20 protein-coding genes are annotated in these 23441 nt (G+C 67.7%); 16 read left to right on the top strand and 4 right to left on the bottom strand.

Annotated elements, in window-relative coordinates; genetic code table 11:
• The first annotated feature begins 23 nt into the window (after positions 1 to 23).
• The 3 genes from DTO57_RS06580 to DTO57_RS06570 all read left to right on the top strand — a co-directional run bounded on the left by DTO57_RS06580 (position 24) and on the right by DTO57_RS06570 (position 5075).
• On the top strand, positions 24 to 2060 hold the full coding sequence (locus DTO57_RS06580) for a bifunctional aldolase/short-chain dehydrogenase (protein WP_114117438.1): 2037 nt from the start codon (positions 24 to 26) through the stop codon (positions 2058 to 2060).
• A 74-nt stretch (positions 2061 to 2134) separates the two neighbouring features.
• On the top strand, positions 2135 to 3550 hold the full coding sequence (locus DTO57_RS06575) for a rhamnulokinase (RefSeq protein WP_114117437.1): 1416 nt from the start codon (positions 2135 to 2137) through the stop codon (positions 3548 to 3550).
• A gap of 160 nt (positions 3551 to 3710) precedes the next feature.
• On the top strand, positions 3711 to 5075 hold the full coding sequence (locus tag DTO57_RS06570) for a multidrug effflux MFS transporter (protein ID WP_114117436.1): 1365 nt from the start codon (positions 3711 to 3713) through the stop codon (positions 5073 to 5075).
• Positions 5076 to 5173: 98 nt separating this feature from the next.
• Here the strand turns inward: DTO57_RS06570 and DTO57_RS06565 are convergent, their stop codons facing one another.
• Both DTO57_RS06565 and DTO57_RS06560 read right to left on the bottom strand, forming a co-directional pair.
• Positions 5174 to 6535 carry an MFS transporter gene (locus DTO57_RS06565; protein WP_425325784.1) on the bottom strand — a complete coding sequence of 454 codons (1362 nt, stop codon included), beginning with the start codon at positions 6533 to 6535 and terminating at the stop codon, positions 5174 to 5176.
• Positions 6535 to 6963 (bottom strand): MarR family winged helix-turn-helix transcriptional regulator, encoded by a 429-nt coding sequence (locus tag DTO57_RS06560; RefSeq protein ID WP_114117435.1) that lies wholly within the window; start codon positions 6961 to 6963, stop codon positions 6535 to 6537. Before DTO57_RS06560 ends, DTO57_RS06565 begins: the two co-directional genes overlap by 1 nt.
• Positions 6964 to 7032: 69 nt before the next feature.
• Between DTO57_RS06560 and DTO57_RS06555 the strand changes: the two genes are divergently transcribed.
• The 3 genes from DTO57_RS06555 to DTO57_RS06545 all read left to right on the top strand — a co-directional run bounded on the left by DTO57_RS06555 (position 7033) and on the right by DTO57_RS06545 (position 9898).
• Positions 7033 to 7872 carry an alpha/beta fold hydrolase gene (locus DTO57_RS06555; RefSeq protein ID WP_114117434.1) on the top strand — a complete coding sequence of 280 codons (840 nt, stop codon included), beginning with the start codon at positions 7033 to 7035 and terminating at the stop codon, positions 7870 to 7872.
• 44 nt (positions 7873 to 7916) lie between these two features.
• Entirely contained in the window at positions 7917 to 8966 is a 1050-nt protein-coding gene (gene lplAB / locus DTO57_RS06550; RefSeq protein ID WP_114117433.1) for a lipoate-protein ligase LplAB, read from the top strand.
• 77 nt (positions 8967 to 9043) lie between these two features.
• Positions 9044 to 9898, top strand: coding sequence for a DNA-methyltransferase (locus DTO57_RS06545; protein ID WP_114117846.1), 855 nt, complete (start codon positions 9044 to 9046; stop codon positions 9896 to 9898).
• 846 nt (positions 9899 to 10744) lie between these two features.
• Here the strand turns inward: DTO57_RS06545 and DTO57_RS06540 are convergent.
• Positions 10745 to 12241, bottom strand: a complete 1497-nt coding sequence (locus DTO57_RS06540) for a carboxylesterase/lipase family protein (protein WP_114117432.1) — start codon at positions 12239 to 12241, stop codon at positions 10745 to 10747.
• Between the two features lie 79 nt (positions 12242 to 12320).
• On the opposite strand from DTO57_RS06540, the gene DTO57_RS06535 reads away from it, so the two are divergent.
• From DTO57_RS06535 to DTO57_RS06510, 6 genes are all read left to right on the top strand, one after another.
• Positions 12321 to 13634: an MFS transporter gene (locus tag DTO57_RS06535; protein WP_114117431.1), complete on the top strand. Its 1314-nt coding sequence runs from the start codon at positions 12321 to 12323 to the stop codon at positions 13632 to 13634.
• A 45-nt stretch (positions 13635 to 13679) separates the two neighbouring features.
• Positions 13680 to 14384, top strand: a complete 705-nt coding sequence (locus tag DTO57_RS06530) for a GTP pyrophosphokinase (protein ID WP_114117430.1) — start codon at positions 13680 to 13682, stop codon at positions 14382 to 14384.
• A 132-nt stretch (positions 14385 to 14516) separates the two neighbouring features.
• Positions 14517 to 15611 carry an intradiol ring-cleavage dioxygenase gene (locus DTO57_RS06525; RefSeq protein WP_114117429.1) on the top strand — a complete coding sequence of 365 codons (1095 nt, stop codon included), beginning with the start codon at positions 14517 to 14519 and terminating at the stop codon, positions 15609 to 15611.
• 18 nt (positions 15612 to 15629) lie between these two features.
• Positions 15630 to 15824, top strand: a complete 195-nt coding sequence (gene tatA, locus DTO57_RS06520) for a twin-arginine translocase TatA/TatE family subunit (protein WP_114117428.1) — start codon at positions 15630 to 15632, stop codon at positions 15822 to 15824.
• A 50-nt stretch (positions 15825 to 15874) separates the two neighbouring features.
• Positions 15875 to 16654 carry a twin-arginine translocase subunit TatC gene (gene tatC / locus DTO57_RS06515; RefSeq protein ID WP_229730453.1) on the top strand — a complete coding sequence of 260 codons (780 nt, stop codon included), beginning with the start codon at positions 15875 to 15877 and terminating at the stop codon, positions 16652 to 16654.
• Between the two features lie 9 nt (positions 16655 to 16663).
• Entirely contained in the window at positions 16664 to 17314 is a 651-nt protein-coding gene (locus DTO57_RS06510; RefSeq protein WP_114117426.1) for a twin-arginine translocase TatA/TatE family subunit, read from the top strand.
• A 5-nt stretch (positions 17315 to 17319) separates the two neighbouring features.
• Here DTO57_RS06510 and DTO57_RS14355 read toward each other — a convergent pair whose 3' ends face one another.
• Complete coding sequence (locus DTO57_RS14355; protein ID WP_162785688.1) at positions 17320 to 17469, bottom strand: hypothetical protein; 150 nt, start codon at positions 17467 to 17469, stop codon at positions 17320 to 17322.
• A gap of 413 nt (positions 17470 to 17882) precedes the next feature.
• On the opposite strand from DTO57_RS14355, the gene DTO57_RS06505 reads away from it, so the two are divergent.
• The 4 genes from DTO57_RS06505 to DTO57_RS06490 all read left to right on the top strand — a co-directional run bounded on the left by DTO57_RS06505 (position 17883) and on the right by DTO57_RS06490 (position 23439).
• On the top strand, positions 17883 to 20117 hold the full coding sequence (locus DTO57_RS06505; RefSeq protein ID WP_162785687.1) for a phosphatase PAP2 family protein: 2235 nt from the start codon (positions 17883 to 17885) through the stop codon (positions 20115 to 20117).
• A 248-nt stretch (positions 20118 to 20365) separates the two neighbouring features.
• Positions 20366 to 21589, top strand: a complete 1224-nt coding sequence (locus DTO57_RS06500; RefSeq protein ID WP_229730452.1) for an extracellular solute-binding protein — start codon at positions 20366 to 20368, stop codon at positions 21587 to 21589.
• A gap of 15 nt (positions 21590 to 21604) precedes the next feature.
• Positions 21605 to 22549, top strand: coding sequence for a carbohydrate ABC transporter permease (locus DTO57_RS06495; RefSeq protein ID WP_229730450.1), 945 nt, complete (start codon positions 21605 to 21607; stop codon positions 22547 to 22549).
• The gene (locus DTO57_RS06490; protein WP_114117422.1) at positions 22543 to 23439 is read left to right on the top strand and encodes a carbohydrate ABC transporter permease; all 897 of its coding nucleotides are present in this window, start codon (positions 22543 to 22545) and stop codon (positions 23437 to 23439) included. The genes DTO57_RS06495 and DTO57_RS06490 overlap by 7 nt, the downstream gene beginning before the upstream one ends.
• Positions 23440 to 23441: the final 2 nt, after the last annotated feature.

Below are 23441 nucleotides of genomic sequence, written 5' to 3'. Positions count from 1 at the left end.
TTTTTCGCCGCGTTAGGAATCTCATGACGAACCCCACCGTCGCAGACCTCATCACCCGGTCGAACCGCCTCGGTTCCGACCCGAAGAACACCAACTACGCCGGCGGAAACACCTCCGCCAAGGGCACCGAGATCGACCCCGTCACGGGCGAGCCGGTCGAGCTGCTCTGGGTCAAGGGATCCGGCGGAGACCTCGGCACGCTGACGGAGTCGGGCCTCGCCGCGCTGCGCCTCGACCGCATGCGCGCCCTCGTGAACGTGTACCCGGGCCTCGACCGCGAGGACGAGATGGTCGCCGCGTTCGACTACTGCCTGCACGGCAAGGGCGGCGCCGCCCCGTCGATCGACACCGCCATGCACGGCCTCGTCGACGCCGCGCACGTCGACCACCTGCACCCCGACTCGGGCATCGCCATCGCGACCGCCGCCGACGGCGAAGAGCTCACGAAGAAGATCTTCGGCGACAAGGTCGTCTGGGTTCCGTGGCGCCGCCCCGGCTTCCAGCTCGGCCTCGACATCGCCGAGATCAAGAAGGCCAACCCGCAGGCGATCGGCACGATCCTCGGCGGCCACGGCATCACCGCCTGGGGCGACACCTCGGAAGAGTCGGAGCGCAACTCGCTCTGGATCATCGAGACCGCCGAGGCCTACATCAACGACAACGGCAAAGCGAACCCCTTCGGTGGCGTCCGCGCCGGCTACGAGGCGCTGCCCGAGGCCGAGCGCCTCGCGAAGGCCGCCGCGCTCGCCGCGACCATTCGCGGCCTCGCATCGCACGACGCCCCCATGGTCGGCCACTTCACCGACGCCGCCGTCGTCACCGACTTCCTCGCCTCGGAGCGCGCCCCCGAGCTCGCCGCCCTCGGCACGAGCTGCCCGGACCACTTCCTGCGCACCAAGGTCAAGCCGATGATCCTCGACCTGCCGGCTGACGCCTCGGTCGAAGACTCGATCGCGCGCCTCAAGGAGCTGCACGAGGCCTACCGTGCCGACTACGCGGCCTACTACGACGCGTACGCGACCGATGAGAGCCCCGCGATGCGCGGCGCGGATCCGCTCATCGTCCTCGTTCCGGGCGTCGGCATGTTCAGCTATGGCAAGAACAAGCAGACCGCCCGCGTTGCCGGCGAGTTCTACATCAACGCCATCAACGTGATGCGCGGCGCCGAGTCGCTCTCGACCTACGCCCCCATCTCGGACGAAGAGAAGTTCCGCATCGAGTACTGGGCCCTCGAAGAGGCCAAGCTCCAGCGCATGCCCAAGCCGAAGACCCACCAGGGCCGCGTCGCCTTCGTGACCGGTGCCGCCTCGGGCATCGGCAAGGCCATCGCCACCCGCCTGGCCAAGGAAGGCGCATGCGTCGTCGTCGCCGACCTCGACCTCGAGAAGGCACAGGCCGCCGCTGCCGAGCTCGGTAACACCGATGTCGCGATCGGCGTCGCCGCAAACGTCGCCGACGCCGACGGTGTTCAGGCCGCGATCGACGCTACGCTCCTCGCGTTCGGCGGTATCGACCTCGTCGTGAACAACGCTGGCCTCTCGCTCTCGAAGCCCCTCCTCGAGACCACCGAGAAGGACTGGGATCTGCAGCACGACGTCATGGCGAAGGGCTCGTTCCTCGTCTCGAAGGCCGCGGCACTGCCCCTCATCCAGCAGGGCATGGGCGGCGACATCATCTACATCTCGTCGAAGAACTCGGTCTTCGCCGGCCCGAACAACATCGCGTACTCGGCCACCAAGGCCGACCAGGCCCACCAGGTGCGCCTTCTCGCGGTCGAGCTCGGCGAGCACGGCGTGCGCGTCAACGGCATCAACCCCGACGGCGTCGTCCGCGGATCCGGCATCTTCGCCGCCGGTTGGGGCGCGAACCGCGCCGCGACCTACGGCGTCAAGGAAGAGGACCTCGGTCAGTTCTACGCGAACCGCACCATCCTCAAGCGCGAGGTCGTTCCCGAGAACGTCGCCGACGCGGTCTTCGTGCTAACGGGCCCCGAGCTCAGCCGCACGACCGGTCTGCACATCCCGGTCGACTCGGGCGTCGCGCAGGCATTCGTCCGCTGATCTAACCGACGACGTGCGCGGGCGCGGATCCTCTTTCGGGATCCGCGCCCGCCGCGCCGCATCTGGAGAACACAATGACTACTGGTTCAGTTGCCGCAGTTGACCTCGGCGCGACCAGCGGCCGCGTCATCGTCGGCCGCTTCATCGACGGATCCATCGAGATGGAGACCGTCGGACGCTTCCTCAACGAGCCCATCCAGACCCCGGGCGGTCTGCAGTGGGATCTCATGGCGCTGTACCGCGGCGTGCGCGATGGCCTCCGCGAGGCCTTCCGCGTCGCCCCGGACATCGCCTCGATCGGCATCGACTCATGGGCCGTCGACTACGCGCTGCTGCGTGGCGATCGCATGCTCGGCACGCCCTTCCACTATCGCGATGAGCGCACCGCCGCCGGCGTCGAGGCCGTGCACGACGTGGCGAGCTTCGAAGAGCTCTATCGCCGCAACGGCCTGCAGTTCCTGCCGTTCAACACGCTCTACCAGCTCGCCTGCGAACAGGGCGTGACAGATGCGGCCGACGCGATGCTGCTCGTGCCCGACCTGTTCGCGTGGCTCCTCACGGGCGAGAAGGTCGCCGAGCGCACCAACGCGTCGACAACCGGCCTGCTCGACGTGACCACGAAGGAATGGGATCTCGAACTCGCCGAGAAGCTCGGTCTGCCGACCCGCATCTTCCCGAAGCTCGTCGATCCGGGCGAGGCGATCGGTGAGCTGCTTCCGTCGGTCGCGAAGGAGCTCGGCGGATCCGCGCCGGTCGTTGCCGTCGGCTCGCATGACACGGCCTCTGCCGTCGTCGCCGTGCCGATGAAGGCCGATCGCGCCGCCTACATCTCGTGCGGCACGTGGGGCCTCGTGGGCGTCGAGACGCGCGAGCCCGTGCTGACCGACGCCGCGCGCGAGCACAACTTCACGAACGAGGGCGGCGCGTTCGGCCGCACCCGCTTCTTGCACAACGTCATGGGCCTGTGGCTGCTGAGCGAGTCGATCCGCGAGTGGGAGCGCGGCTCAGACGAGAAGATCGACCTGCCGGCGCTGCTCGCCGAGGCCGCCGAGGTCACGGGCGAGATCGGCGTCTTCGACGCGAATGACCCCGTGTTCATGCCCCCGGGCGACATGCCGGGCCGGATCGCCCAGTGGCTGTCGGCCAACGGCCAGCCCGTGCCGTCGACGCGCGCCGAGTTCGCGCGCTCGATCGTCGAGAGCCTCGCCGAGGCGTTCGCGGGCGCGGTGCGCACGGCGAGCGAGCTCAGCGGGATCCCCGTCGAGACGATCCATATCGTCGGCGGCGGATCCCTCAACCAGCTGCTCTGCCAGCGCACCGCCGACCGTGCGGGCGTCGTGGTCGAGGCGGGCCCGGTCGAGGCGACCGCGATCGGCAACCTGCTCGTGCAGGGCCGCGCCGCGGGCTATGTCGAGGGCGAGCTTGACGAGATGCGCGAGGCCGTCGCCGCGGCGTTCCCGCCGAAGCGCTACGTCCCGGCGTCCCGCTAACTCCTCACTTTCGCCCCCTGCCGTCAATTCTCCGCGCGGTCATCTGTGATTCACAGATGACCGCGCGGAGAATTGACGTTTCGGCGGAGACTTGAGGAATTGTGCGCGGGCGGGGTGGCTCGGCGAGTAGCGTTTTACATCACGTTGTAAAGGAGAAGAGATGACCGAGGACAACCGCGAAGACGCTTACCCCGAGACGGGCATGATTCCCGTATCAACGGGCCTGATCGCGGTCCCCACCGGGCACATCCACGTTCCTGACAGCGTGCGCGAGGCCGGATCCGAGGTCGCCCACAAGCACCCGGGCGACAAGCTCTCGTCCGGTCGCCTGTTCGGATACGTGCTGCTTCTCGGCGCCCTGACCGCGCTCGGTCCGTTCACGGTCGACATGTACCTGCCGGCGTTCCCGCTACTGCAGGGTGAGTTTGGCGCGACCGAGGGCGCGGTGCAGTTGACGCTCACCGGCACGATGGTTGGTTTCGCGCTCGGCCAGCTGATTGTCGGCCCGCTCAGCGATGTCGTCGGGCGCCGCACGCCCCTGCTTGTCTCGACGGTGCTGCACCTCGTCGCGAGCGTCATCGCGGTCTTCGCGCCGAACCTGCTCGTCCTGGGCGGGGCCCGGATCCTCATGGGTATGGGTGCCGCGGGTGGCGCCGTCGTCGCGATGGCGATGGTGCGCGACCTCTTCGGCGGGCGCCGCCTCGTCGTGATGCTCTCGCGACTCGCGCTCGTCTCGGGGCTTGCCCCGGTGATCGCGCCGCTCGCCGGATCCGCTCTGCTGCAGGTGATCCCGTGGCGCGGCATCTTCGTCGTGCTCGCGGCCTACGCCGCGCTGATCCTTGTGTGCGCGCTTTTCGCGCTGCCGGAGACACGGCCGAAGGGCGATCGCGCGACGGCCGAGAAGGTGTCGATCCGGCACCGCTATCGCGTCGTGTTCAGCGACCGCGTCTTCGTCGGCGTGCTGCTGATCGGCGGCATGACATTCTCGGGCCTCTTCTCGTATCTGTCGGTCTCGTCGTTCCTGTTCCAGCAGGGCTACGGGCTGTCGACCCTGCAGTACGGCCTGATCTTCGCGATGAACTCCGTCGGTCTCATCATCGGCAACCAGACCGCCGCGCGCCTCGCCGCGAGGTTCGGCCCGCAGTGGGTTCTGGCGTACTCGACGGCCGCGCTGCTCCTCGCGGCGATCGCGATCCCGATCTGCGCCGAGCTGATCGAGGGGCCCTGGGGTGTCATCATCCCGCTGTTCTTCTTCATGACGTCGTGCGGATTCACGTTCCCGTGCGCCCAGGTGCTCGCGCTCGACCGTCACCCCGAGGCTGCGGGGACCGCGGCGAGCGTGCTCGGCGCCGCGAACAACGGCATCGCCGGTGTCGTCTCGCCGCTCGTCGCGGTGGTTTCGGCGTGGACGGGCGGCATCAGCCCGATGTCGATGGCCGCCATCATGATGGCCTGTTCGCTCGTCGGGATCCTGTCGCTCTGGCTCATCGTGCGCCCCCGCACGCTCGGCCAGCTCGCCGACTGACGCCTTCCCGCCGAGGGGCGCGCCCGCGGGAGTTGCGCGTGGGAGGGTCGCCAAAAAATGTCGCCCCACCGGCCGGTGGGGCGACATTTTTGGCGACCCTACTTCTTGTCGTTCGAGCGGGCCTTCAGCACCGGCTGCGCCGACGTTGCGAGTGAGACGGTGTCGTCGGTGGAGGGCACCTGGGGCATGGCCTCGGTGATGATGCTGATGGGCCGCGTCTCGTCGAGCTCGAACTTGAACCCGCCGGTGTCGGCGCGGTGCAGCCGGCCCGAGAAGACGAGCCATCCGGCGCCGATCCCGCACGCGACGATCGAGGCGACGCCGCCCGTGAAGATCGCCTGGCGCGCGCCGAAGGCGTCGGCGATCCAGCCGATGATCGGGGCGCCGATCGGGGTGGATCCCATCGTGACCGCCAGGTACAGGGCGAGAACGCGCCCGCGCAGGGCCGGATCCGTCGTCGTCTGCACGTACCCGTTTGCCGTCGTCATGAAGGTGACGGTGCAGAAGCCGACGAGGATACAGACTCCCGCGTAGGCCAGGTAAGCGGGCGTGAAGGCCGCGAGGGTCTGGAAGATTCCGAAGCCACCGATCGCCACGATCGCGACGCGCAACCGCGCTCGCGACCGGCGGGCGGCGAGCAGTGCGCCCGTCAAGGATCCGATCGCCAGGGTCGAGCTCAAGAGACCATACCCGTCGGCGTCGCGCCCGAACTCGAGCGCCATCGTCGAGGCGAAGATCGGGAAGTTCATGCCGAAGGCACCGATGAGGAAGGCCATCACGAAGGTCACGATGAGGTCGGGGCGCTTCGCGACGTAGCGGGCACCGTCGGCCATCTTGTTGGCCCCGCGCTTGGGCTTGACCCGCGGCTGCAGCTCGTTCTTCCGCATGAAGATGAGCGCGAGAAGCATCGCAGCGAAGGTGGCGGCGTTGATGATGAAGACCCATCCGCTGCCCATCGCGATGAGCAGCAGGCTACCGACGGCGGGGCCGATGAGGCGCGCCATGTTGAACGACGTCGAGTTGAGGGCGATGGCGTTCGACGCGTTGTGGCGGTTGACGATGTCGCTGACGAACGCCTGGCGCGCGGGGTTATCGATCGCGTTCGTGACGCCGATTGCGAGCGCGATCGTGAGCATCATCGGCAGCGTCAGCACGTCCAGCAGCAGGAGCACTCCGATGAGCAGTGACAGCAGCCCGAGCATCGTCTGCGTGAACAGCAGCACCTTGCGCCGATCGAACCGGTCGGCGATGGATCCGGCGACGCCCGCGAGCACGAGCGGCGGGCCGAATTGGCACGCCATCGTGAAGCCGACGGCGGTCGCGTCGTTGTTCGTCAGTTCTGTCAGGACGACCCAGTCTTGCGCGGTCGACTGCATCCAGGCGCCGATGTTCGAGATCAGCGCGCCGATGAACCATATTCGGTAGTTGAAGATTCCGAGGGACCGGAACATCGAGCTCATTACTTATGCACCTCTCGCAGGATGATCTGCGCCGCCTCGTGCAGCGTCGATCGTTCCGCCTCGGTCATGTTCTCGAGCACCTGAGAGAGCCACATGTCGCGCCGCTCGACCGTGTCGGTGACCACCTGCGATCCCGCTTCGCTGATCGCGATCTGCACCTTGCGGCGGTCGGTCGGATCCGTGACGCGCGAGACGTAGTCGTGTTCGATGAGCGCGTTAACCGTGCGGTTCATCGACGGGGCGGTCACGCCGTCGCGCTCGGCGAGGGCGGTGAGGGTGTGCGGCCCGTGCAGGTGCAGGGCGACGAGCACGGCGAATTGCCCGTCTGTCATGAGTTTTACGGATCGCTGCTGGCGGATCCGGCGGGCGAGGCGTAGCGTCGCGGCGCGCACATCGGAGACTTCAGTGCGAAACTTTTCATTAGACATATCAACTATTAGTTTAGATCATTAGTTTGGATAAAGGAATGGCTGGCGCGGATCTGCCATGATCGGCATGTGAGCACCTTCGTCGACAGCCTCGGAACGCGCATCCACTACGACCGGGTCCTCCCGGAAGGCGAGCCCCGCGGAGCGGTGCACGTGCTTCACGGCGTCGGCGAACACGCCGGCCGCTACGCCCCGCTGCTCGAGGCACTCGCCGCCGCGGGCTGGGCCGCGTACGCCGACGACCACCGCGGCCACGGCCGCACGGGCATGGAACAGCACGGATCCGTCGACCTGCTCGGAAGGCTCGGCAAGGGCGGGCATTCCGCCGCAGTCGAGTCGGCGTGGGAGATGTCGCAGCTCGCGCGCTCCGAGAATCCCGGTAAGCCGCTCATCATCCTCGGCCACTCATGGGGATCCTTCCTCACTCAGAAGCTCGTCAACGCGCACCCCGGCGCATACGACGCCGTGATCCTCATCGGCAGCTCGCTGCGGTGGCCCGGATCCCTCAACTCCGGCCCCCTCAACAAGCCCTGGGCCGGCCCGGACGTGAAGGGCAACGAGTGGATCTGCGAGGATCCCGCGGTGCAGGACGACGCCCTCGCGGATCCGCTCACGGTGCAGAAGCCGCTTGTGCAGCTCTTCGGTGTACTTGGTGCGGCGCAGCTCTTCGGCCTGCCCGCGCGGGGCCTTCCCGACACCCCGACGCTGCTGCTCGTCGGCCGCGACGACACCGTCGGCGGACCCCGCTCGGTGCACAAGCTCGCCGCCGCCTACCGCAAGCGCTCCGGATTCACCGACGTCACCACCCACGTCTACAACGGCCGCCACGAGATCCTCAACGGATTCGAGCAGGCCACCGTGCGAGCCGACATCCTGTCGTGGCTCGAGGCCCACTTCCCGCGGGAGTAAGGGATCCGGGCGGGCTCGCGGGCGCGCGCGACTACGCTGGAGCTATGCACGGTGAGTACAAGGTTCCCGGCGGCAAGCTCGTTGTCGTTGACCTCGAGGTGACCGACGGCCGCATCAGCGAGTTCGCGCTCGCGGGCGATTTCTTCCTCGAGCCCGACGAGGCGCTTCTCGACATCAACCGCGCGATCCTCGGCCTGCCCGACACGACCGACGTGCCGACGATCGCGGCCGCGATCCGCCGCAACCTGCCCCTCGGCGCCCAGCTGCTCGGCTTCACGCCCGAGGCCGTCGGCACCGCCGTGCGCCGCGCGCTCGTGACGGCGTCGACGTGGAGCGACTTCGAGTGGCAGATTGTCGACGACCCCGCGGTGTCGCCGCAGATGAACCTCGCGCTCGACGAGGTGCTCACCGAGCGCGTCGGCGCGGGCAAGCGCCAGCCGACCCTGCGCATCTGGGAGTGGGACCGCTCGGCGGTCGTCATCGGATCCTTCCAGTCGTACAAGAACGAGGTCGACCCCGAGGGCGCCGCGAAGCACGGCTTCGACGTCGTGCGCCGCATCTCGGGCGGCGGCGCCATGATGATGGGCGCCGAGCAGATCATCACCTACTCGCTCTACGTCCCCGCGTCGCTCGTCGCCGGCCTCACCTTCGCCGACTCCTACGCGTTCCTCGACGACTGGGTGCTGCAGGCGCTGCACTCGATCGGCATCGAGGCGAGCTACCAGGGGCTCAACGACATCACGAGCCCCTCCGGCAAGATCGGCGGTGCCGCCCAGAAACGCCTCGCGAACGGCGGCATCCTGCACCACGCGACACTCAGCTACGACATCGACGGCCAGATGATGACTGAGGTGCTGCGCATCGGCCGCGAGAAGCTCAGCGACAAGGGCACCACCTCGGCCGCGAAGCGCGTGGATCCGATCCGCAGCCAGACCGGTATGGAGCGCCGCGCCATCCTCGATACCTTCATGGATCAGTTCGCCGCCTTCACCGGCGCGACCCGCGGATCCATCACCCCCGACGAGTACGCCGCCGCCGAAGAGCTCGTGCGCACCAAGTTCGCCACCGACCAGTGGCTCTACCGGGTTCCGTGAGCGCGGCACAACGCGGCCTGGGCCGCGGCGCGCCTGTCGCCATCCACCACGGCGACAACCTCGAGATCATCCGCGAGATGCCGGACGGCGCCTTCACGATGATCTACCTGGATCCTCCCTTCAACACCGGCCGGAAGCGCCAGCACACGACGCAGCGCGTCACCCACGCGCCCGACGCGGTGCACGTCGACAAGGTCGCCGAGTCGACGGGCGACGCGCTCTTCGACGAGGAGTTCCTCAACGCAACCGAGAACCCGGTCTGGGCGGGTTTCCACGGCCGCAAATACGAGCGGATCCGCCAGACCCTCACCACCTTCGACGACCGGTTCGACAACTACTGGGAGTTCATGGAGCCCCGCCTCGCCGAGGCGTGGCGCCTGCTCGCCGACGACGGAACCCTCTACCTGCACCTCGACTACCGCGAGGCCCACTACGCGAAGGTCATGCTCGACGCCGTCTTCGGCCGCGACAACTTCCTCAACGAGATCATCTGGGCCTACGACTACGGAGCCAAGAGCCGGTCGCGCTGGCCCACGAAGCACGACACGATCCTCGTGTACGTGAAGAACCCGTCGCGCTACTTCTTTGACTCCGACGCCATCGACCGCGAGCCCTACATGGCGCCCGGCCTCGTCAACAGCGAGAAGGCCGCCCGCGGCAAGCTCCCCACCGACGTCTGGTGGCACACGATCGTCCCCACCAGCGGATCCGAGCGCACCGGCTACCCGACCCAGAAGCCCGAGGGCATCCTCGAGCGCATGATCAAGGCCTCCACCCGTCCGGGTGACCGCGTGCTCGACTTCTTCGCCGGATCCGGAACCACCGGCGCCGTCGCCTCGCGCCTCGGTCGCCAGGCCGTTCTCGTCGACGGGAGCCCCCGCGCCATCGAGGTCATGCAGGAGCGGATCCCGCACGCGGTTGTGATTCGGTAGGGGTCTCTTTGGGGCCGCTGCTTTTTGCGGCCGCTGTTTTGGCGGCTGCTGTTCTTTTGGCGGCCACTGCGCGGGGCCGCCTCCGCCCGGCCGCGATCCCGCGGGATCCGCGGTGCGGATCCCGCCCGCCAGCCCCGAGCCAGCGGCCGGGCGGAGGCGGCGCCGCTTCGCTCGCCTCATGACCCGGTGTGGGGCGTCGCTTGGGTTTGGGAATCTGCTCCAGTCGCTCAATCTGTCGCTCCGGCCGGCCGGGAAGCGCAGATTGCGCGACCGGAGCTGCCGCCTTCTTGCTCCGGTCGCTCAAAGTGTCGCTCCGGCGCCCCGGGAGCAGCAGTTTGCGCGACCTGAAGGGCGGCGCCGGCCGTTCCCGTTTGGGAATCTGCTGCTCGTGGGGAGTTCTCGAGCAGATTTCCAAACCTGGGCGCGGCCGTCCCGGTTCAGGTTCGGCAATCTGCTGCTTATCCGGGTGGGAAGAGCAGATATCCAAACCTGAGTCCGCTCCGGTCACTCAATCTGTCGCTCCGGCACGGCGGGAGCAGCACTTTGCGCGACCGGAAGGGGTGGGGCAGTTCCGGTCGCTCAAAGCGTCGCTTGGACACCCCGCGAGCAGCAGTTTGCGCGACCGGAAGTGCGGCGCCGGCCGTTCCCGTTTGGAAATCTGCTGCTCGTGGGGAATTTTCGAGCAGATTTCCGAACCTGAGCCTGGCAGTCCCGGTTCAAGTTCGGCAATCTGCTGCTTATCCGGGCGGGAAGAGCAGATATCCAAACCTGGGGCCGCTCCGGTCGCTCAATCTGTCGCTCCGGCACGGCGGGAGCATCACTTTGCGCGACCGGAAGGGGTGGGGCTCAGCCCAGGGGGCGCACCGGCGCGTAGCCGTCCGGGGTCGTTGACGCCGGGGTGTCGAACACCGCGGCCGCAGGCCAGCCGGGGCGAGAGAGGGCGTGGGTCGTGATGAACTCGACGGCGGATCCGTGGATCTGCGCGGCCAGCTCCCGCGGAGGGTTGGCGCCTGCGACGGCCTCGACAGCCGGGGCATCCAGCACGTCGAAGAAGAACGGCACGTCGAGGCAGTGGAAGGCCCAGCCGTTGGTCGGAGAGGGCCACGTGAAGCGGTATCCCCAGGTGTTGTCCGCGCGCCGGGCGTCGCCGACGCGGCGCACATGCCGCCGGAAGACCATGTCGGTCGTGTAGCGGCCGAGGTGGGCGACGGATCCGCTTAGCTGTGGGTTCGCCGCCCGCCACGCGCGGGCGCGCTCGCCGCGGAACCCGACGAGCGACAGCGCGATCGACGCGGGAACCCAGCGCAGGATCCGCGCGTACGGATCCAGAACCATCGTGAACTCGTCGTCGGTGGATCCGATGACGAGGGGGATCTCGGATCCGATTCCCGCCCGGATCGCCGAGATCGTCGGCCGGTCGATGAGGTCGCCGTCGACCGTCGGCCCCATGCGCAGGCCGCCGGTTATCGATTCGCGGATCCCCGCGAGGCCCGGCGTCCGCGCGACGAGCGGCTTCTGAGCGCGGCCGAGCTGTTTCGGGGTCACGGATCCGAGACCCTCGGCCGTGTTTTGCACGCCGAGTTCCGCCGCGAGCGCGGACGAGAGCGCGAGCGCGGATCCGCGGTCGACGAGCGACAGTGTCGGCGACGTCGACCACACGGCGTGGAAGAGCGAGTGCGCGGAGGGGATCCCGAGGAGCGTGAGGACCGCGCCGCCGCCGGCCGATTGGCCCGCGAGGGTGACGCGATCCGGATCCCCGCCGAAGGCCGCGACGTTGTCGCGGACCCACTCGAGGGCGGCGATCCAGTCGCGGACGCCGCGGTTCTGTTCGGATCCGGGAACCCACCCGAACCCCGGGAACGCGATCCGGTACGACAGGGTGACGGTGACGATGCCGTCGCGCGCGAAGGCGGCGCCGTCGTACCAGGGGCTGGCGATGGATCCGGACGCGTACCCGCCGCCGTGAATGTAGACGACCACGGGGAGCTTCTCATCTGCGCCGGGCGACGGCGTGAAAACGTTGACGTTGAGGGTCGAGTCGCCGGGCACGCTCGGCTCGGGGATCAGGGTGATGCCCGTCTTGCCGCGCTGCGGCGTCGCGCCCTGGTGCACCGCGTCGCGCACGCCGTCCCACGGCTCGTGCGGCTGCGGTGCGCGGAACGCGAGGGGGCCGACGGGCGGGGCGGCGTAGGGGATCCCGACGAAGGTCGCGCACTCTCCGCGCCAGAAGCCGCGCACGGATCCGCCGGTCGTGCGGACGATCGGATCCGCGCGGTCCGAGGGAGGCGAGTTCCGCACATCGATGAGTGGGATGCCCTGTACTTCGCGCGGCGTCGTCGTCATGGCCCCATGCTAGGGCCACGTGGGAACCGCCGACACCTGAGGGCTGTCGGTAGGGGGCCGCCGTGGTTACGCTCTTTTCATGCGCACTTTCGCCGCGCTTCTCGTCAACACGGCTGTTGCGAACATCTCGACGATGTTCATGTGGTTCGGGCTCACGTTCTGGATCTATCTCGAGACCCACAACGTGCTCTCCACCGCGCTCATCGGGGCCGCGCTGATGATCTTCGTCGCGCTGTCGAGCATGTTCTTTGGCACGCTCGTCGACAGGTTCCGGAAGAAGCCCGTGATGGCGTGGGGTACGGGTATCGCGCTCGCGGTGTTCGTCGCCGATGCGCTCTTTTTCTTCGCGATGGGCGCCGAGGCGATCGCCGACCTCTCGCGGCCGTGGTTCTGGATTTTCGCGATCGTGATGCTCGCCGGAGCGGTCGTCGAACAGCTGCGCGGCATCGCGATGTCGACCGCCGTGACGCTCCTCGTTCCCGAGGAGAGGCGGGCGAAGGCGAACGGCGCCGTGGGCGCCGTCGATGGGGTGTCGATGCTGGTGACGAGCGCGCTCTCGGGGCTCGCGATCGGCTATCTCGGCATGGGGTGGACTCTCGTGATCGGCGTCGCCGCCGTTGCGCTCGCATTCGCGCACCTGCTGACGCTGCCGATCGGCGAACCCGAGGTGATCGGATCCGGCGAGGCCGCCACCGGCTGGGTCGATATCCGCGGCGGGTGGCGGGCGGTTCGCGCCGCCGACGGGCTGTTGTTCCTCGTGATCTTCACGGCGCTCAACAACTTCGTGGGCGGGGTGTTCATGGCGCTCATGGATCCGTATGGCCTTGAACTCATGCCCGTCCAGCAGTGGGGATTCGCCTTTGCCTTCGCATCGACGGGGTTCATCGTGGGTGGCGTCATCGTGTCGATGATCGGTCTCGGCAAGAACCCTACGCGGACGATGCTGCTCCTTGCGGCGGTGACGGGCGCGATAGGGATGGCGTTCACGATTCGCGAGTGGGCGTGGCTGTTTGTCGTCGGCACCTGGGTCTATATGGCGCTCATCCCCGCGGTCGAGGCCGCGGAGCAGACCGTGATTCAGAAGGTCGTTCCCTACCACCAGCAGGGACGGGTTTTCGGCTTTGCCCGAACGTTCGAGGCGTCCGCGGCACCCGTGACCTCGTTCGCGATCGGTCCTGTCGCCGAGTTCATTGTCATCCCGCACCTCCGCGCACCCGAGGGAGAGGCCGAGTGGGCGTGGCTCTTGGGTACGGGTGACGTGCGCGGTATCGCCCTGATCTTCGTGTGCGCCGGTGCCGTCACCGTGATCCTGGCCCTGGGCGCTCTCACGCTGCCCCAATACCGGGCGATCTCGCGGCAGTACGCGCAGGCGACCTCCTCACGAGACGCATAGCGGGCGCATAAGAGCGGGCCCCCAATACCCCGTAAAGTCGAGGGCATGAACGAGGTTCACGTTGACGAGAGCATTCTGCGACTCGCGCGAGGGCTGCGCGACGAGATGCAGCAGTTCCTCAACGAGTACCGCTTCGGGATGCGCGAGGTCGAGACGAAGCTCGAGATCCTGCGCGACGACTTCGAGCACCAGCACTCGCACAACCCGATCGAGCACCTCTCGAGCCGGCTCAAGAGCATGGATTCGCTACTCGAAAAGATCCAGCGCCGCGGCATCGAGCCGTCGTTCGACGCGATCCGCGAGGAGATCACCGACATCGCCGGCGTGCGCGTGACGTGCAGCTTCGTGAGCGACGCCTACCGCCTCTTCGAGCTGCTCATCAGCCAGGACGACATCGGGGTCATCGCCGTCAAGGACTACATCGCGCAGCCCAAGGGCAACGGCTACAAGAGCCTGCACGCGATCATCACGGTGCCCGTCTTCCTGCCGCGCGGCAAGGTGCACGTGCCGGTCGAGGTGCAGTTCCGCACCATCGCGATGGATTTCTGGGCCAGCCTCGAGCACAAGATCTACTACAAGTACGACAAGCAGGTTCCGCAGGAGCTCCTCGATGAGCTCAGCGAGGCCGCCGTCACCGCGAGCGACCTCGACGCCCGCATGGAGCGCCTGCACCGGCAGATCCGCGGATCCGAGGCGCCCGTCGCGCCCCTGCGCGAGATCGCGCCGTCGACGGATCCGCAGGCGGTTTAACCGCCGGATCCGCGGATCCGCCGTGCCCATTTTTGGCGCATAGGAAACTCATAAACGCGTATCGCAAGCCTTTAGTGACCCCTCGACAGCATTGATCTCACCGACAGATCCGCTGCCGAAGAGGAGGACACAATGTCTCAGCGAGTTCCGGAACCCGAAGAAACCCCCGAGGGCCCCGCATACGAGGGTCGACTGCTTGCCCGCCCCGAGGATGAGGTCGTCGACCAGGGTGCAGCCTTCGATGCGTGCACCCTCGTGTCGCGCCGCGGCATCCTGAGCCTCGTCGGCCTGGGCGCCGGAGCCGTCGTGCTCGCCGCGTGCACGTCGACGTCGGGAGACTCGACCGCGACGGCAACCGCAACCGCGACGCCGACGGCGACGACGGATTCGACGGCTGACCCGACCGCGGAGGCGAGCTCCGGATCCACGACGACGGCGACCGAGACCGAGGGCGAGATCCCCGAGGAGACCAACGGCCCCTACCCGGCCGATGGCACGAACGGCGTGAACGTCCTCGAGGAGTCGGGCATCGTCCGCAGCGACGTCACCTCGAGCCTCGACAGCGACACCGTCGCCGACGGTGTTCCGCTGACGATGAACTTCAACATTCAGGACATGGCGAACGGCAACATCCCCTTCGAGGGTGCGGCGCTCTACATGTGGCAGTGTGACGCCGGCGGCCTCTACTCGATGTACTCGGAGGGCGCGGAGGACGAGACGTACCTGCGTGGCGTCCAGGTCGCCGACGCCGACGGCAACGTGACCTTCCAGACCATCGTCCCCGGCTGCTACGCCGGCCGATGGACCCACATTCACTTCGAGGTCTACCCCGACGTCGACTCGGCCATCTCGGTCGAGAACGTGATTGCCACGTCGCAGCTGGCCTTCCCTCCGGAGATGCTGGCCGACGTCTACGCCCTCGACACCTACGCGGGATCCAGCCAGAACCTCGCGGGCGTGGGAACGCAGATCAGCGACGACGGCATCTTCGGAGATGGCGACTGGTCGCTCCAGGTGCCGACGATCTCCGGTGACGTCGAGACGGGTTACATCGCCTCGCTCACCGTGGGGGTCGACACCACCACCGAGCCCTCCGCCGGCGGCGGCATGGGCAGCGGCGGACCCGGCGGCGAGGGCGGCCCCGGCGGAGACGGCGGCCCCGGTGGCGAGATGCCCCCGGGCGACGCTCCGACCGGCGACGCCCCGACAAGCGACGACCAGTCATAACACCCCAGGGAGAACAACATGCTCGCAAATCTCACCGGATGGCACGCACTCATCATCCTTGCCATCGTGCTACTCGTCTTCGGAGCCTCGAAGCTGCCCGCGCTCGCCAAGAGCGTCGGACAGTCGATGCGGATCCTGAAGGACGAGGTCAAGGACGGCGCCGAGGCACCGGCCACCCAGACGACCCCCGTCTCTGACTACCCCGTGACTTAGGTCCACGAGACGGTCGCCACGCGCGACGCACAGCAGGAGCTGAGGACGCCATGACCAGGGCCGCCGTCGCACGCGCAGGAATGCCGGTCTCCGGTCACCTCAAGGAAGCCCGTACCCGCGGCGCTCGTGCGGCGGCGGCTCTGCTTGTCGCGATCGTCATCAGCTTTCTGCTCTCGGAGTCCATCCTCGATGTGCTTCGTCAGCCGATCGAGCAGCTGGCGGAAGACCGCAACGCCAGCCTCAACTACGACAGCATCACGGGCGCCTTCGACCTGCGCCTCAAGATCGCCCTCTTCGCGGGAGTGGTGCTGTCGAGCCCGGTCTGGACCTACGAGATCTTCGCGTTTATCTCGCCGGGCCTCACCAAGCGGGAGAGGCGATTCACGTTCAGCTTCTCCCTCGCGGGGATCGTGCTGTTCCTCAGCGGATGCACTCTTGCATTCTTCTTTTTCCCCCACATAGTGGAGCTGCTGGCCGGCTTCGCCTCGTCTGAGGACAGCACGATCCTTGTCGCCGCGACCTACGTCGACTTCGTCATGAAGATCGTCGCCGCCACGGGCATCGCCTTCGTCCTCCCCGTGCTGCTCGTGCTCGCGAACTTCGTGGGCGTGCTGTCGGCGGAGGCGATCCGCAAGGGATGGCGGGTGAGCCTCATCGGCATCATCGTGTTCAGCGCCCTCGTCACGCCCTCGGCCGACGTGCTCTCGATGTTCATGATCGCCATCCCGATGGCGACCCTCTACGCCGCGGCGATGCTCATCGCGCACCTCCACGACAAGCGCCGCGACCGCAAGATCGCCCGCACCGAGTACGCCAGCTTGGCAGGATGAGGCACCGACATGTTTGGTCTGACGCTCGAGAAGCTCTTCGTCATCGGGATCCTCGCCGCCGTGATCATCGGCCCCCAGCGCCTGCCCCTCTACACGCAGAAGGCCGCGAAACTCATCGCGCAGTTCAAGGCGTTCATCAGCACGACGCGCGAGCGCGCGGAGGCCGAGATCGGCGTTCCCCTCGACCCCAAGAAGTGGGAAGAGCTCGACCTCAAGCAGTACGACCCGCGCCGCATCGTCCGCGAGGCGCTCGTGGCGCCGGCGGTGCCGGTGCCGGCTGCGGGGTCGGGGTCGGCCTCGGACTCGGGTGGTGACTCGGGTGCGGATCCGGTCTCGGTCGCGGATCCTGCGGGTGCGGATCCGGTGACTGTCGCGGATCCGGGCCCCGTGGACCCGGCCGCTGCCGGGGAGCCGGCGGTTGCGGACCCGGCGGCTGCCGCGGATCCGAACCCGGCCGCTGCCGCGGAGCCCGTTGCGGATCCGGCCGTCATCGCGCCGGAGCCGCGGCGCGCGAACCCGAGCTCGACGGGGCGCGGCAAGCGCTACGCGGTGTCGGGATCGTCGGCGCACCCGTGGCGCGTGCGACTGCCGGAACCGGCCGAAGGGCCCTCCGACGACGCCGCGAGCGACGAGTTCGTCGAAGAGCCCTCCGTGCGATGATGCGGCTATTCCTCGCTTCCGCTGGCGCCGAGCAGCTCGCGCACGCGCGACGACACCCGGTGGAACTCGGGGAGTTCGAGGGTGTCCGCGTAGTTGCGGCGCTTCGGCAGGTCGACCGTGTGCTCCTCCACGATCCGGCCGGGGCGCGGGGACATGACTCCCTCACCTGTCACGCGGCGGGAGCCCTCGCCTTCGCCTGAGTCCACCCCCCCCCGCGAGGTCGCACTCATTTCGCGAGGTCTCACTCATTTCACCCCGATCCCACGAAAAGAGTGAGATCTCGCGGAAGAGGTTCCCTCCTCGGCATGGCCTCCACCCGCGAGGTCGCACCCTTTTCGCGAGGTCTCACTGAATTCGATGCGATCTCGCGAAAAGGATGTGATCTCGCGAAAAGAGTGAGATCTCGCGAAAAGGGTGCGATCTCGCGGGGAAGAGGGCGGAGCCCCGTTTGCCGGGAGGTTGCGTGGCGTTTACCTGGGTGTAGGAAAACGGTTGCCGTGTGTCACCGACCTGCCCTATGTTGAGCACGTTAGGACGTAATTACATGACGGCACAACGGAGCCCATTAATGAAGAAAACTGGAATGGTCGCTGTCGCGGGCATCGTGCTGTGCGGCATCGGCGCCGCGCAGCCAGGCATCGCCGCGACCGACACCGAGAACGAGGCTGGACACGGGGATCCGGCGGCGCTGACCGACGCGTCGGCGATCGCCCCACATGAGGCGGCATACGGCACCTTCGCCGAGGTGTACCGCCAGAACACGAGCGACTTCATGACGCCCGACACCAACCCGGCGATCGGCGTTCTCGACGAGATGCTCGACTACTTCACGCCCGGCGAGACCTGGAACGACGGCACCGTCCTCAACCAGGAGCTGCACGAGCAGAACATCGCCACGATCGAGGCCCTCACGCAGAACCGCACCGAGGCCGAGTCTGACCAGGCGTACATCTACGACCGCCGCAACCAGAACTACTCGATGTCGGAGGGCCTGGTCGAGGACACCGACGCGTTCCGTGAGCTCTCGAACTCGGCGACGACGATCCCGGACGAGGTTCCGGACGAGGCCCTCACGCAGGCTTTCGACGACGAGGGTAACGAGAACGGATCCTGGGCCGACGAAGACTCGCAGCTCGGCAGCGTCGTGCAGCTCGTCAACACGGTGCGCGGCGAGTGGGCCACGTCGAACCGCGCCAAGGAGTTCTACCAGTACATGCGTCCGTTCCGCTGGAGCGACGACGTCGTGCTCGTGCCCGAGCTCGAGGCGGTGAAGAAGCCCGAGGAGAAGGCCGAGTCCGACGGCGGCTTCCCGAGCGGTCACACCAACGCCGCGTTCCTCGCGGGCTACGCGCTCTCGAACGCGATCCCCGAGCACAGCGACGACCTCATGCTGCAGGCCGCCAAGGTCGGCCACAGCCGCGCCGTCGCCGGCATGCACTCGGCCCTCGACGTCATCGGCGGTCGGATCCTCGCCACCGCGATCGCGGGCGCGACCCTCTCCGACGCCGAGAACGCCGACCTGATCGCGAGCGCGGCGGCCCAGGCCGACCAGCTCGACGCGACCGTCGACCTCTCGGCCGACCGCGATGAGTACCAGGCACGCCTGGCGCAGTACCTCGCCGACACCACCTTCGACCTGGATCCGGTGGGCGAGGCGGGCGAGCCCGCTCGCGTCCCCGCGGAGGCAGAGTCGCTCATCGAGAGCCGCTACCCGTACCTCGACGAGGATCAGCTGCGCTGGGTTCTCTACTCGACCGCCCTCGACTCGGGCCTCCCGCTCGTCGACGACGCCGAGGGTTGGGGCCGCCTCAACCTGTTCGCCGCCGCGAACGGTTACGGATCCTTCGACCGCGACGTCAGCGTCAGCCTCGACGCGAACGCAGAGGGCTACGCCGCGGCCGACGTCTGGCGCAACGACATCGACGGCGCGGGCGGGCTCACGCTCGGCGGCACCGGCTCGCTCATCCTCGCGGGCGACAACTCGTTCGCCGGCGGCGTGCGCGTCGATGGCGGATCCCTGGAGGCTGCAACCGGATCCGCGCTCGGCGCGGGCGACGTGCTGATCGCGGGCGGATCCGTCGTCGACGCATCCACGGACGTCGTCGCCGTCGGTGGTGACCTCGAGCAGGAGCTCGGTTCCTCGCTCGAGCTCACGCCCGACGCCGCCGGTCAGCCGGCGCTCTCGGTCGCCGGCGCGGCAACGCTCTCGGGCGAGCTCGTGGTCGACCTCACGGCGCTCGACGAGGTTCCCTCGTCGCTGCCCCTCGTGACGGCCGACAGCATCACCAACGATGTCGCATCACTCGTCATCGAGGGCCTCCCCGACGGGTTCGAGCCGAAGCTTGTCGTCGAGGACGGCGTGCTGCTCCTCGTCGACGCGGCCACCGAGGTGACGCCGGAACCGACGGTCGAGCCGACCACGGAGCCGACCGCCGAGCCCACGGCGGAGCCCACGGTTGAGCCGACGACTGAGCCCACGGTCGAGCCGACCGCAGAGCCGACTGCCGAGCCGACGGTTGAGCCGACGACTGAGCCCACGGTCGAGCCGACCGCCGAGCCCACGGCAGAGCCGACCGCAGAGCCCACTGCAGAGCCGACCGCTGAGCCCACGGCCGAGCCGACCACCGAGCCCACCGCCGCCCCCACGGCGGATCCGTCCACGGCCCCCACGGTCGCCCCGACCGACCCCGACGAGCTCTCCCCGACGGGCGGGAGCGTCGCGGCGCCGCTGGCCCTCGGGGCCTTCGCGACGCTGATGCTTGGTGCCGCCGCGCTCGTGGTGGCGAGGCGCAAGCGGGCGTAACGCTCGATAGCTAGCGCGGGGCGCGATGTACGGGAAACCGGCGCCGCGCCCCGCGTTTTTGCGTCTCCGGGAAGCGCTTGCCGTTCGGCGGCGGGTACCTTAAGCTGGGCAGATCATCCGGATGATGTAATGTCATGACATTAAGTGTCACCAGCAGCACCTGCACCCTCACATCAGCTGCCCTCACCGGAGAGGGCCAAAAACGGGAGACAACAATGAAGCGGTCACACACCCTGAGGATCATGGCCATGGCGGGCGTCGCCATCACCGGCCTGGGTCTTGCCTCATGCTCGAGCGGCGACGACAAGGTCACGCTCGAGTTCATTCAGTCGGGCGACCAGAACCAGGGCGGCGGATACGCGGCCATGGCCGAGAAGTACGAGGAAGAGACCGGCGTTCACGTCGAGGTCGTCGAGGTCCCGAACGACGACCTCCGCACGCGTCTGCGCACCGCAGCCCAGGCCAACGACGTGCCCGCGCTCGCCGCGTCGCCGTCGACCGACCCGGCGTGGACGGATCGCCTGCTCGACCTGTCCGAGATCTTCAACAAGACCGGCATCATCGACACGCTGAGCGTTGCCGACCCGACCGACGACAAGGTCAAGGCGTTGCCGACGACCCTCACGTCGGTGGGCATGTTCCTCAACAAGACACTCTGGGACGAGGCGGGCGTCGAGTTCCCGACCAGCCTCGACGAGGAGTGGACCTGGGACGAGTTCGTCGAGAAGGCCACGCAGGTCGTCGATGGCACCGACGCCGAGTACGGCGCGGTCATGGACAGCTCGGCCCACCGCCTCCGCGCCTTCCTCTACGAGTTCGGCAGCGACGGAGTCACCGAGCAGGCCGACGGCTCGTGGGCCCTCGACGAGGCTGGCGCCGACGCGCTCGAGTACTTCAAGGGCATGCACGACTCGGGCTTCATGCCGGCATCGGTGTGGGGCGCGGGCGACGACCCGAGCGCGACCTTCAAGAGCGGCCGCGTCGCCGCCTACATGTCGGGTGTCTGGCAGATCGCCGACTTCCAGAACACGATCGCCGACTTCGAGTGGGTCTCGGTTCCCCTCCCGCAGGAGCCCGTCCGCGCGACCAACTACGGCGCCGCGTCGTGGATCGTCGCGTTCGACGGCAGCGGTGTCGAGGAGGAGACGCAGGCCTTCATCGAGTGGCTCTACGAGGAAGACAACTACCGCGAGTACTGCGAGATCTCGGGCTGCCTCCCCGTCATCGACGGCATGGAGATCACCTACCCCGAAGACCAGTACGCGTTCGACCTCTACAACGCCGAGATCGCGGCCTCGCCCGCCATCTCGGCCGTGCAGACGACCGACGGCCTGCGCTTCGGCTACGAGGGTCGCTCGATCGACTCCGAGCCGCTGAAGGACGAGACGGTGCGCTACCTCAACGGCGAGATCTCGCTCGACGAGGCCGTGACCGCCATCGATGAAACGTCAACCGCCCAGATGGGCGACTGACCTACAGGGTAAACAATGTCGAATTCGCACACACTGGATGCCCCCGCCCCCGCGGGGGCATCCCGCCCCTCCCGTAAGAAGCGCCCGTTCGGCCGCTACCGCATGGCGCCGTTCCTGTTCACGATCGGCACCGCCGTGCTGTTCGGGCTGTTCTTCCTCTGGCCCGGCGTGCTCGGGTTGTCGTACTCGCTCACGGACTTCCGTGGCTGGGGTGACCTGAACTTCATCGGATTCGACAACTACGCGCGCCTCCTGCAGGATCCGAGTTTCTACGGATCCCTGCTGCGCACCCTGCTCTACGCGGCGGTGTCGGTGCCGGTCGGTTACGCCCTCTCGCTCGCCATGGCCGTCGCCCTGACGGCCGTCGGCTCGAAGGGCAAGACCGGCGCCCGCATCATCTTCTTCCTGCCGTGGCTCGTCTCGCCCATCGTGGCGGGTGTCATCTGGCGGTGGCTGTTCGGCGAGAGCTTCGGCTTCGTCAACTACCTCATCGAGATCCTCGGCGGCGAGGGCCTCAACTGGTCGAGCAACGCCGACCTCTCGCTGCTCGTCGTCATCCTCGCCTCGGCGTGGGGCGGCGCGGCGTTCAACATGCTGCTCTTCATCGCGGCGCTCAACAACGTGCCGCAGTCGTACTACGAGGCGGCCGCGCTCGACGGCGCGAACGCTTGGCAGCGCTTCCGCAGCATCACGCTGCCGTCGATCGCCCCGACCTCGGTCCTCGTGATCCTGCTCCTGACCCTCGGTCAGATGAAGGAGTTCGCGATGATCCAGGCCCTCAACGGCGGTGGCCCCGGAACGAAGAACCGGCTCATCGTGCAGTACATCTACGAGACCGGCTTCAAGTCGTCCGAGATCGGATACGCGAGCGCGGCGTCGATGGTGCTGCTCGTCGTGCTCATGATCATTGCCCTGATTCAGCTCGCGATTAGCCGGAAGGCGAGTGACAACGCATGGTAACGCTCAAGACCAACACGTACTCGGTCGTCGTTCCCGGCGGCGAGAAGAAGCGGCCCCGCCGCCGAGCGAGCGGCAAGTTCGCTCGCTCGGTGATCCCGACGACCCTGCTCTGGGTTCTCGCGGCGCTCATGGCGTTCCCGCTGCTGTGGTTCCTTCTGTCGTCGTTCAAGCCGGGCAGCGAACTGTTCAGCTACCCGCTGTCGTTCTTCCCCCGCAACTGGACGATCGACGGATACACCGAGGCGCTCGACCGCTTCGACTTCTTCCGCTACCTCTTCAACAGCTTCGCGGTCGCGTCGATCTCGACGATCCTCACGGTGTTCCTGTGTGCGACCACGGGCTACGCGCTCGCGAAGTACCGTAACCCCTGGCTGAGCGTCCTCGGCCTCTGCATCCTGTCGATGACGATGCTCCCCGGCGAGGTCATCCTCAACCCGCTGTTCATCGTGATCCGCGATCTGGGGCTGTACAACTCGCTCCTCGGTGTCATCATCCCGACCGTCATCACGCCCACGGGCGTGCTGATGTTCCGCCAGTACTACGTCTCGGTTCCTGACGAGCTGCTCGACGCGGCCCGCATCGACGGCGCGAGCGAGTACGGCATCTTCTTCCGCATCATGCTGCCCCTCGGCCGCCCGATCATGCTGACGCTCGGCATCATCTCGTTCCAGTGGCGCTGGAACGACTACATCCTGCCGCTCATCGTGCTGGGTGACCCGAACACCTACACGCTGCAGATCGCCCTGCGCTCGCTCGTGGGCGCGGAGAACATCCAGTGGAGCGTCCTGCTCTCGGCGTCGGTACTGTCGATGATTCCGCTCGTGGTGCTGTACTTGGTGTTCCAGAAGTACATCACCTCCGCGAACATCAACACGGGCCTGAAGGACTAAGA

Source organism: Microbacterium sorbitolivorans, assembly GCF_003327285.1.
GTDB classification, from domain to species: domain Bacteria; phylum Actinomycetota; class Actinomycetes; order Actinomycetales; family Microbacteriaceae; genus Microbacterium; species Microbacterium sorbitolivorans.
The sequence above is the reverse complement of the archived record's forward strand: the minus strand, read 5'-3'. Positions and strand labels throughout refer to the sequence as shown.